Below are 11,502 nucleotides of genomic sequence, written 5' to 3'. Positions count from 1 at the left end.
TGCTCTTATTTAAGCTTCCAGCTAGACGAGAGGATAGAAGATATCCCCGATGGGTTAAGCCAAAACCATCTAAGTATCCTCATAAAAAGAAAGATGCCAGTCAGCTTAACTGACTGGCATTAGCCTAATGGCTCCTTTTTTATTTTTTCAATTACACAAACTGCTTAAAACCTGAGTGTACACACGGTATACTAAGGGTAATTTTCACGCTACTTCTTAGATAGTAAAAAGCCAAATATGCAAAAATATGACGTAAAAACCTTTCAAGGTTTGATCCTGGCTTTACAGGATTATTGGGCGCAGCAAGGCTGTGTCATTATTCAACCACTTGATATGGAAGTGGGCGCCGGGACATTTCACCCGCAAACATTTTTAAAGTCTATTGGTCCAGAGCCAATGTCGAGCGCGTACGTTCAGCCGTGTCGTCGTCCTACGGATGGCCGCTATGGTGAAAACCCAAATCGCCTACAACATTACTACCAATTCCAAGTAGTTTTAAAGCCATCGCCAGATAACATCCAAGAGCTTTACTTAGGCTCATTAGCGGCAATGGGTATTGATACCCTTACTCACGAAGTTCGCTTTGTAGAAGATAACTGGGAATCACCTACGCTAGGCGCATGGGGCTTGGGATGGGAAATTTGGTTAAACGGCATGGAAGTAACGCAGTTTACCTACTTTCAACAAGTGGGTGGCTTAGAGTGCTCACCAGTAACAGGCGAAATTACTTACGGCCTAGAGCGTTTAGCAATGTACATTCAAGGCGTAGATAGCATTTACGACCTAGTATGGGCAGACGGTCCACTAGGGCGCGTAACATACGGCGACGTGTTCCATCAAAATGAAGTAGAGCAATCTACTTATAATTTTGAACATGCAAACGTAGAAGACTTATTTGCACAGTTTGATAAGTGTGAAGTAGAAAGCCAAAAGTTAATTGAAGCTAACTTACCACTACCTGCATACGAGCAAGTAATGAAAGCATCGCACGCATTTAACTTACTAGACGCACGCCACGCAATTTCGGTAACCGAACGTCAGCGTTATATCTTACGCGTTCGTGCGTTATCAAAAGCGTGTGCACAAAGTTACTATGACAAACGTGAAGCGCTTGGTTTCCCGCTGTGTAAGGATAAGTAAAATGTCAGCACAAAATTTATTAGTAGAAATTGGCACTGAAGAGTTACCACCAAAAGCATTGCGTAAATTAGCAGAAGCCTTTGCTGCAAACTTAACTCAAGAGCTAGAAACATTAGAATTAGCACACCAAGGCGTAAGCTGGTATGCATCGCCTCGTCGTTTGGGTTTACAAGTAAAAGCGCTTGAAGCTAAGCAACAAGACAAAGAAGTTGAAAAGCGTGGCCCAGCAACAAAGGCAGCGTTTGACAGCGAAGGTAACCCAACAAGAGCAGCAATGGGTTGGGCACGTGGTTGTGGTATTGAAGTAAAAGACGCACAAACACTTGAAACCGATAAAGGCGCTTGGTTATTGCACATTGCTAAAGTAGCAGGGCAAGAATCTAAAACCCTAATGACAGATGCAATCACAAAAGCATTAAGTAAATTACCAATCCCTAAACCAATGCGTTGGGGCGCGAATAAAACACAATTTATTCGCCCAGTGCATACAGTAACTATTTTATTTGGTGATGAGCTACTTGAAGGCGAAATTCTTGGTAAGCAAATAACTAACCAGCTTCAGGGTCATCGTTTTCATCACCCAGAAAAAATTAGCATTAACCATGCAGATGACGTTTTTGACGTACTTAAATCTGCTTACGTTATTGCTGATTACGAGCAACGTAAAGCGCAAATTCGAGCACAAATAGAAGAGGCTGCAAGCGCAGTTAACGCTGTTGTTGCAATGGATGAAGATTTACTGGAAGAAGTAACATCACTTGTAGAGTGGCCAGTTACTTTAACGGCAACATTTGAAGAAGCATTTTTAGATGTACCAGCCGAAGCGTTAATTTACACCATGAAAGACGATCAAAAATATTTCCCGTTATTAGATCAAAACGGCAAACTTTTAAATAAGTTTTTGTTTGTATCTAACATCGAAAGTAAAGATCCAAGTGTGGTTATTTCTGGTAACGAAAAAGTAGTGCGCCCGCGTTTAGCCGATGCACAGTTCTTCTTTGAAACAGATAAAAAGAAAACCCTAGAAAGCCGACTAGAGTCGCTTGATAGCGTATTGTTCCAAAAGCAACTTGGTACGCTTAAAGATAAATCTGAGCGTATTAGTGAGCTTGCAGGTTACATTGCTGAGCAATTAGGTGCTGATAAAGACCTAGCAAAACGTGCAGGCTTATTAAGTAAAACAGATCTAATGACTGAAATGGTAATGGAATTTACCGACGTACAAGGTGTAATGGGAATGCATTACGCTCGCCACGATGGTGAAGCCGAAGATGTAGCCGTAGCGCAAAACGAGCAGTACATGCCACGCTTTGCAGGGGATAACTTACCTACAAACTTAATTAGCTGTGCAGTAGCGATTGCTGATAAGTTTGATACGCTGGTGGGTATTTTTGGTATAGGCCAAGCACCTAAAGGTGACAAAGACCCATTTGCTCTTCGTCGTGCTGCTATAGGTGCACTGCGCATCATGGTAGAAAAAGAACTACCACTTGATATTTTAGACCTAGTAGCTAAATCGCAAACATTGTTTGGCGACAAGTTAACTAACTTAAATGTATCAACTGACGTATTTGAATTTATGCTAGGGCGCTTCCGGGCTTGGTATCAAGACGAAGGTATTGAAGTAGACGTAATTCAAGCAGTGCTTGCACGTCGTCCGACTAAACCTGTTGATTTTGACCGCCGTGTTAAAGCCGTAAGCCACTTCCGCACATTAGACGCAGCAGAAGCGCTTGCAGCAGCTAATAAGCGTGTAGGTAATATTCTGGCTAAAAACGACATTACCAGCCAAGGTAGTGTTGATGAGAGCTTATTAAGCGACGACGCCGAAAAAGTATTGGCATCACAAGTAGCAAAATTTGCTACTGACCTTGCACCACTTTACGCAGATGGAAACTACCAAGAAGCATTAAGCCAATTGGCGGGTATTCGTGAAAGTGTTGATAACTTTTTTGACAACGTAATGGTTATGGCCGACGATGAAGCTGTTAAGCAAAATCGTCTAGCGCTATTAAGCCAGTTAAGCGGATTGTTTTTAGGTATTGCAGATATTTCTGTTTTACAAAAATAACACCGATTAGCAATTTTAAAAGCCAGCGTTTTGCTGGCTTTTTAGTTTTCACTGTATGCAAAGGATACCCATTGATGATTTCTATGAAACGAATTTTAACCTTAGCAATTGCTGGTTTACTTACTGCCTGCACAAGCCAAATTTCGATTAACGATGTATTGCCACAGCAAGAGCTTGACCGCACAATTTACTTACGTGGCGACTTTACACTGTGGGATGCAGAACCCCAGTATCAGTTTGCGCCAGTTGGACCTGCGCTTTATCAAGCAGAAGTTAAATTTTCGACCCCAGGTAAAGTGTACGAATTTAAAATAGCCGATGCCGATTTTAGTGAAGGCTACAACTGTGGCTACAGCGACGCACAACCAGCAGGGCAAAAACTAACACTCGGCCAGCCAGCTATCGCAGACTGTAATACTATTTATAACTACTTTAGTTTCACACCAGCAATAAAAGGCACGTACATAGTAAGTATTGATTACAGTGACTACGATAAGCCACAAGTGACGATAACGAAGAAGTGATTTTTAGCTATTTAATAGCCCTAGTGGGTTGATGGACTTGTGACAAGGACGTTGTAGGATTTATTCAGCATCAACACCAAGGGGGTTTCGTAGTTTGGGTAGAGTGAAGCGAAACCCAACATGTGTGGCGAACAAAACGATTTTGGTGGTTATTAAATACGTTGGGTTTCGTAAAACTCAACCCAACCTACGTGAGTTTAAAGCCCTTTCTTCACCACATATCTATACGGTGCTTCTTCTGCATCTTTAGCCACCAGCGTGTGATCCATAAATGTACAAAAGCTCGGAATGTCGCGAGTGGTTGATGGGTCATCAGCAGTTATTAATAACGTTTCACCATCGTTCATTTTACGAATAGCAGCACGTACCATCATTACTGGCTCAGGGCAGCGAAGGCCTATGGCATCTAATTGGTGATCGGGATTATCAAAGCTCATAATAAATTGGCCTGTTTAATTAAAGTGATTGCTGTGTACGCGAGTGCTTAGGTATAGCAATTAATAAGTTTGGCAGTTTAACGCAATTTTATGTGTAATTTAACTATTTTACTTAATGCTTTTAGCAGTTTCAAAATGCTTTATTTAATAATACGCCCGATCACATAATTACGCTGTTACATGCTTGTTTGATAAAGGGACGTTTTATAAATTGAAGCTAATAAAAAAGGCGAACTGAATAAAATCAGTTCGCCTTTTTAATCACCAAGATGGTTTTACATGTTTAAACTAATTAGTCTTGAACACGTTCAAATACAGTTGCAATGCCTTGGCCTAAACCAATACACATAGTTGCTAAACCGTATCGTACATTTTTGTCTTCCATTAAGTGAATAAGCGATGTGCTAATACGCGAACCCGAACAACCCAGTGGGTGACCAAGTGCGATTGCGCCGCCATTTAAATTCACTTTTTCGTCAACAACATCCATTAACCCTAAATCTTTCATTACAGGTAATGATTGTGCTGCAAAGGCTTCATTAAGTTCTACTACGCCTAGGTCATCAATTGTAATACCGGCTTGTGCAAGTGCTTTTTTACTTGCTGGTACTGGGCCGTAACCCATAATTGATGGATCGCAACCAGCGACTGCCATTGCTTTAATACGCGCACGAATTGGTAAGCCAAGTTCTTTTGCTTTTTCTTCGCTCATTACTAACATTGCAGATGCGCCGTCAGAAAGTGCAGAAGACGTACCGGCTGTTACCGTACCTGATGCAGGATTAAATACAGGGCGAAGCTTTGAAAGACCTTCTACTGTTGTTTCTGGGCGAATTACTTCGTCGTCTTCAACTAAGATAAGCGAACCATCTGCATCGTGACCTTCCATTGCTAAAATTTCGCGACGAAAACGGCCTTCAACAGTTGCAGCTTGTGCACGTTGATGTGAACGGTAAGCAAATTCATCTTGTTGCTCACGGCTAATGCCATGAAGCGTTGCAAGGTATTCTGCTGTTAAGCCCATAGAGCCAGACGCTTGTGCAATTGATGTTGCTAAGCCTGGGTGAAAGTCGTTGCCGTGAGTCATAGGTACGTGACCCATGTGCTCAACACCACCAATTAGGTAAGTGTCGCCAGCGCCTGTCATTATTGCGCGTGCTGCGTCATGCAATGCTTGCATAGAAGAGCCACATAAACGGTTAACCGTAACAGCAGGAACGCTGTGCGGAATACCGGCAAGCAATGATGCGTTACGTGCTACGTTAAAGCCTTGCTCTAATGTTTGCTGTACACAACCCCAATAAATATCGTCAATTGATGCAGGATCAACTGCAGGGTTGCGATCTAGTAAGCCTTTCATTAAATGTGCGCTTAAGTCTTCTGCACGTTTATGTTTGAATACACCACTTTTAGAGCGACCCATTGGTGTGCGGATACAATCTACAATTACTGGATTATTCATGATATTAACCTTCCACCTTATAGAAAACACGACCTTCTTCGGCCCACTTGCGAGTTTGCTCAGATACTTGGTAAATCGCACCTAGGTGAGCGTATTTGTCTGCTGCTGCAACAAAGTTAGCTAAACCAGTTTGATCTAAGTAACGGAACGCGCCGCCTCTAAATGGAGGGAAACCAACACCGTAAACTAATGCCATATCTGCTTCTTGCGGCGAGGCAACAATACCTTCTTGCAAGCACAGTAGCACTTCGTTGATCATTGGAATCATACAACGGTCGATGATTTCTTGTTTATCAAATTCTTTTGGTGCGTCTGTAATTGGGCTTAGTAGCTCAATTGCTGTCTCGTCATGAGACTTTTTAAGACGACCGCGACGATCTGTTTCGTATTTGTAAAAACCGGCTTTGTTCTTTTGACCAAAACGTTTTTCGTTGGCAAAAATAGTCACAGGGTCTTTATCAGCACGAGCCATACGCTCAGGGAAACCGTCAGCCATTACGCCAGTACAATGGAACGCTGTATCAATACCTACAACATCAAGTAGGTAAGCCGGACCCATAGGCCAGCCAAATACGTTTTCCATTACTTTATCTACTTTTGCAAAGTTAGCGCCTTCAACCACTAATTTGCTAAAACCTGCAAAGTAAGGGAATAAAACACGGTTTACAAAAAAGCCTGGGCAATCGTTAACAACAATTGGCGATTTACCTAATTTAAGCGCGTAATCAACTACTGCATTAATTGTTTTATCTGAGGTTTTTGCACCACGGATAATTTCTACTAATGGCATTTTTGGCACAGGGTTGAAAAAGTGCATACCACAGAAATTTTCTGGCTTATCTAGCGCTTGTGCTAGTAAATCAATACAAATAGTCGATGTATTTGAAGTAAGTACAGTGCCTTCTGGCATGTTCTTTTCAAGATCAGCGAGTACTGCTTGCTTAACTTTAGGGTTTTCTACAACGGCTTCAACAATGATGTTGGCACTTTGTAGGTCTGACTCGTTAAGTGTTGGTTTAATTTTGCTAAGTGTCGCCAACATTTTTTCCATTGGCATGTGGCCACGCTTAACTTTTGCACCTAACAATTTAGATGCTTCACCCATACCTAAATCAAGCGCATCTTGTTGGATGTCTTTCATTATAATAGGCGTGCCTTTATAAGCAGACTGGTATGCAATACCGCCGCCCATAATACCTGCACCTAATACAGCGGCTTGTTTAATTTCTACATCGCTATGCTTAGCAAATTTACGTGCTTTACCTTTAATGTATTGATCAGCTAGGAATATGCCTGTCTGTGCAGCTGCTTCTGGTGTACGTGCTAATTTAGCAAAGTTGGCATTTTCGATTGCCATTGCTTCATCGCGAGTACAGTTTGCCGCTGCTTTAATAGTACGTACAGCCATAACCGGTGCAGGATAGTGGCCTTTGGTTTTACCCATGACCATACCTTCTGCCATAGCAAAGCTCATGCCTTGCTCAACACGGTTTAATTTAAGTGGCTGTAGTTTTACGTTGCGTTTTGCTTGCCAATCTAGCTTGCCAGCAATCGCCAGTTCAAGTGTTGATACACTTGACTCTAGAAGTTTGTCAGCACTAACTACCGCGTCAAACGCACCTACTTTAAGGGCATCTGCTGCGCGGTTTTCTGCGCCTGAGGTAATCCACATCATCGCGTTATCGGCGCCAATGATACGTGGTAAGCGCACTGTGCCACCAAACCCTGGCATTATGCCAAGTTTAACTTCTGGTAGGCCCATTTTAGCTGTTTCGCTTGCCACACGATAATCGGTAGCAAGTGCCCACTCACAACCACCGCCAAGTGCCATACCGTTTATAGCGCTTAGAGTTGGGAATGGTAAATCTTCGATTGCATCAAAAACGTCGGTTGCGTTTTTGATCCACACTACTAATTCTTCTTCAGGTTTAGTAAATGTAGGTAAAAATTCGAAGATATCGGCACCAATAATAAAGTGGTCTTTATCACTGGTAAAAATCATGCCTTTGATATCAGTATTGGCGGCTAATTCTTTTAATGCTGCTGCGCAATCTGAAAGAGTTTTTTGAGATAGTGTGTTTACAGAACCTGCAACACAAAACTTAAACTCGGCGATGTTTTCCTTTAGGAAGCTAACTTCAAAGGAATCGCTTTTATATAACATTATTATTCTCCCTAGTTGACGAACTAAGACTGGTACGATGAGTTTGCATTTCAATCAGTGTGCTTGCTTTAAATTAAAAATGCAACGAAAAATTTAACTCGGTTACAATCGACTGGTTAAAATATAGCTGGTTTGGTGCTAAGGTGGTTGAAAAGTTTTTATTCACAACTTTAATTTTTATTAAAGGATATTATGAAAAAATATTTACTAAGTGTTGCGGCAGCTGCATTCATTTTTCCTCTTCATTCTGCCGAGGCAAGTATCGATAACGATGCATTTTTAGATGCCGAAAAAAAAGTAAGGTACGGCAGTTACCAAGACTTTAAACAAGCGGTTAGTAATCTAAATCATCCGTTAAAACCTTATGTTGAAAAAACGTATTGGCAACGCCATCCGAGCATTAAACATCAGGCAGAAATAGAAGAATATTTAAATATATACCAGCATACGCCGCTTGAGTGGCCGGTGCGCAAAGCGTGGTTAGAATATTTAAAAGATAACAACGAAAAGGCGGCGTATATCCGCAACTATCGTGAAACGTCTAATACGGAGCTTACTTGTACTTATTTAGATTTTCAGCTTGATTTAGGTGCGCCCGAAAAGGCAATTCTAAATCAGGTGACCGACTTATGGGCTGTAGGTAAATCGCAACCTAATGGTTGTGATAGTTTATTTTCTACGTGGCGTAAAAAAGGCTACATGAAAGAAGAAACGGTTTGGAAGCGTGTAACACTTGCTGCACAAGGCGGAACGCAAAGCCTATTACCTTACTTAAAAACTTTATTACCAAGTAAGGAGCGTTACTTAGCTGACTTATATTTAAAAGTGCGAAAAGATCCAAGCGCAGCCGCTGGATTATATAGATATAAAAACAAGTCGGCTAAAGAAGGGCAAATAGCTATTTATGGTGTTAAGCGTTTGGTTTGGCGCGATAAAGAGCTAGCTTTAAAAGCATGGGAAAAGCTAGAAAAAATATTTAAGTACAGCGATGAAGAAAAAGCGGATGTGTATTACACCTTTGCATTGTCACTTGCCTCTAGCGGGCATAAACAAGCGAGCTTTTGGCTAAATAAAGTGCCAAAAGAGCGACTAGACAGCAAGCTTATTCAGTGGCAACTGGGCAATATGCTCAAAACCCAAGATTGGGAAGGGATTGCTGCATTCTTTACAGGTAAAGAAAATTTAAGCCTTGGTCAGCAATATTGGTTAGCTTATAGCTATGCACAACGTGGCGAGCAACAAAAAGCAGACGACATCTGGAAAAAAGTAGCGGCTAATCGTGATTATTACGGCTTTTTAGCCGCAGCACGTTTGGGGTTGCCCGTTGATTTAAATAATCAGCCTTTAGCAGTCGATAAGGTACTTGTAGATAAAGTGAGTAATGCACCAGGCTTTAAGCGTGCAAAAGCACTTTATGATATTGAGCGCTTTACGTCGGCACGCCGTGAATGGAATTACCTAACGGATACCTCCAGCGATGAAGAAAAGCTGGCAGCATCACAACTATCTACCGATTTAGGTTGGCACGACAGTACTATTTTTACTTTAGCAAAAATTAAAGCATGGGATAACGTAGAGCAACGTTTTCCGTTTGCGTTTCAAGATGTTTTTGAGCGCTACAGTAAACGTAGCAAGATAGATGTTGCTTGGAGTATTGCTATTGCAAGGCGCGAAAGCTCTTTTGCGCCAGATGCACGCTCGCATGCTAATGCGCGTGGTTTAATGCAGTTATTACCTAGTACTGCTGAGTATGTAAATAAAGGCAGTGTGACAAGTAGTCGTTTATATCAACCTAAAACAAATATTAGGTTAGGTACGAGTTACTTACAGTACTTAAAAAAGAAAAACCATGGCAATGAAGTACTGGCTACGGCTTCTTATAATGCGGGTTATCACCGTATAAAGCGTTGGTTACCTGATGACGCTATTCCGGCTGAGTTATGGGTAGAGCTTATTCCGTATCGCGAAACCCGCGATTACGTAAAAAATGTATTTGCGTACAGGCAGGTTTACCATACAAGAATGGGCCGAGAAGGTAATGTATTAGCGCCGCTACTCGAAATGAAAATGGGCGGTTAGTAAACATAAGTTTAAAGTAGGGGGATATCTAATGCGTTTAGATATCCCCTTTTTTGAGCGCTGAGGGTAATACCAATTTTATTAAAAACATGATCATTCTAGCGTATTAAATAATTCAATAACTGCGTTAAAAATTATTTATATAGAACAACTATGTATCATAATTTTAGCCTTGATATTAAGCTATTTTCTTATCGCTATAATAGATCATTAATTTAATGCAATTGGTATAAGTGATAGACTCATAGCAAGTTAAATTTAACAGATGGATTAACAATGGATAAATTAGCCGTTTTATACGCCGAACATATTGCAACACTGCAACAGCGTACTCGTACAATTTGTAATAGCGAAGGGTTAGAAGGATTAGTAATTCATTCAGGCCAAGCTAAGCGCCAGTTTTTAGATGATATGTATTATCCATTTAAAGTTAATCCACAGTTTAAAGCGTGGTTACCGGTTATTGACAATCCTCATTGCTGGATTGTGGTAAATGGCAGCGACAAACCAAAACTCATATTTTATCGTCCAGTAGATTTTTGGCATAAAGTACCAGACGAGCCTCGCGACTTTTGGGCTGAGTACTTTGATATAGAGCTACTACTTCAGCCTGATCAAGTAGAAAAGTTATTACCATACGATAAAGCTAAATATGCTTACATGGGTGAATACATTGAAGTAGCGCAAGCTCTTGGTTTTAGTATTATGAACCCTGAGCCTGTACTTAACTATTTTCATTACCACCGCGCTTATAAAACGCAGTACGAACTTGAATGTTTACGCAACGCTAACCGCATTGCAGTAGATGGGCATAAAGCTGCACGCGATACATTCTTTAATGGTGGTAGCGAGTTCGATATTCAGCAAGCGTACTTAATGGCGACACGTCAAAGCGAAAATGAAATGCCGTACGGCAACATTGTTGCGCTTAACGAAAACTGCGCTATTTTGCACTACACGCACTTTGATCCAAAAGTGCCACACACCCACAACTCATTTTTAATTGATGCCGGTGCAAACTTTAATGGTTACGCTGCTGATATTACTCGTACGTATGATTTTAAAAAGCAGGGTGAGTTTGCTGAGCTTGTACAAGCGATGACTGTTCAACAAATCGAGTTAGGTAAAGGTTTAAAGCCGGGTATGCTTTATGGTGATTTACACGTTGAATGTCATAACCGTATCGCACAAATACTTAGTGACTTTAAAATTGTTAGCTTACCCGCTGAGGAAATTGTTGAGCGTAAAATTACCTCTACTTTCTTCCCGCATGGACTTGGGCATCACCTAGGTTTACAAGTGCATGATATGGGCGGCTTTATGAGTGACGAAAAGGGCACACATCAACCATCGCCGGAAGGGCATCCGTTCTTGCGTTGTACTCGCCTGATCGAAAAAAACCAAGTGTTTACTATTGAGCCTGGTTTATACTTTATTGATTCACTGCTTGGTGATTTAGCGCAAACCGATAATAAGCAGTTTATTAACTGGGAAAAGGTAGAGTCATTTAAACCATTTGGCGGCATTCGTATTGAAGATAACATTATTGTTCACGAAGATAGCCTAGAGAATATGACGCGTAATTTAGAACTCGATTAATTTCTATAAAGACGAGTTAGCGAATA

Annotated in this window: 8 protein-coding genes; 5 read left to right on the top strand and 3 right to left on the bottom strand. The window is 41.1% G+C overall.

The features are described 5' to 3' along the window. Nucleotides 1-237: 237 nt before the first annotated feature. The 3 genes from glyQ (at nt 238) to H5087_RS19285 (ending at nt 3,735) form a co-directional block, all read left to right on the top strand. Entirely contained in the window at nt 238-1,140 is a 903-nt protein-coding gene (gene glyQ, locus H5087_RS19295; protein WP_182673065.1) for a glycine--tRNA ligase subunit alpha, read from the top strand. A gap of 1 nt (nt 1,141) precedes the next feature. Then, on the top strand, nt 1,142-3,211 hold the full coding sequence (gene glyS, locus H5087_RS19290; protein ID WP_182673064.1) for a glycine--tRNA ligase subunit beta: 2,070 nt from the start codon (nt 1,142-1,144) through the stop codon (nt 3,209-3,211). Between the two features lie 74 nt (nt 3,212-3,285). Continuing rightward, nucleotides 3,286-3,735 carry a hypothetical protein gene (locus H5087_RS19285; protein WP_182673066.1) on the top strand — a complete coding sequence of 150 codons (450 nt, stop codon included), beginning with the start codon at nt 3,286-3,288 and terminating at the stop codon, nt 3,733-3,735. Nucleotides 3,736-3,932: 197 nt separating this feature from the next. Here H5087_RS19285 and tusA read toward each other — a convergent pair whose 3' ends face one another. The 3 genes from tusA to fadB form a co-directional block, all read right to left on the bottom strand. Further along, nucleotides 3,933-4,172, bottom strand: a complete 240-nt coding sequence (tusA, locus tag H5087_RS19280; RefSeq protein WP_004335190.1) for a sulfurtransferase TusA — start codon at nt 4,170-4,172, stop codon at nt 3,933-3,935. A 292-nt stretch (nt 4,173-4,464) separates the two neighbouring features. Then, entirely contained in the window at nt 4,465-5,634 is a 1,170-nt protein-coding gene (gene fadA / locus H5087_RS19275; RefSeq protein ID WP_024597185.1) for an acetyl-CoA C-acyltransferase FadA, read from the bottom strand. Nucleotides 5,635-5,638: 4 nt separating this feature from the next. Further along, a complete protein-coding gene (gene fadB / locus H5087_RS19270; protein ID WP_138489862.1) occupies nt 5,639-7,798 on the bottom strand; it encodes a fatty acid oxidation complex subunit alpha FadB in 2,160 nt (719 codons plus the stop codon). Nucleotides 7,799-7,990: 192 nt separating this feature from the next. Here fadB and H5087_RS19265 point away from each other — a divergent pair, with 192 nt between their 5' ends. Continuing rightward, entirely contained in the window at nt 7,991-9,877 is a 1,887-nt protein-coding gene (locus H5087_RS19265) for a transglycosylase SLT domain-containing protein (RefSeq protein WP_182673063.1), read from the top strand. 276 nt (nt 9,878-10,153) lie between these two features. Further along, nucleotides 10,154-11,476, top strand: coding sequence for a Xaa-Pro dipeptidase (gene pepQ / locus H5087_RS19260; protein WP_182673062.1), 1,323 nt, complete (start codon nt 10,154-10,156; stop codon nt 11,474-11,476). The last annotated feature ends 26 nt before the right edge of the window (nt 11,477-11,502 follow it).

Source organism: Pseudoalteromonas sp. SR43-7 (genome assembly GCF_014163785.1).
Taxonomy (GTDB): Bacteria; Pseudomonadota; Gammaproteobacteria; order Enterobacterales; family Alteromonadaceae; genus Pseudoalteromonas; species Pseudoalteromonas distincta.
The sequence above is the reverse complement of the archived record's forward strand: the minus strand, read 5'-3'. Positions and strand labels throughout refer to the sequence as shown.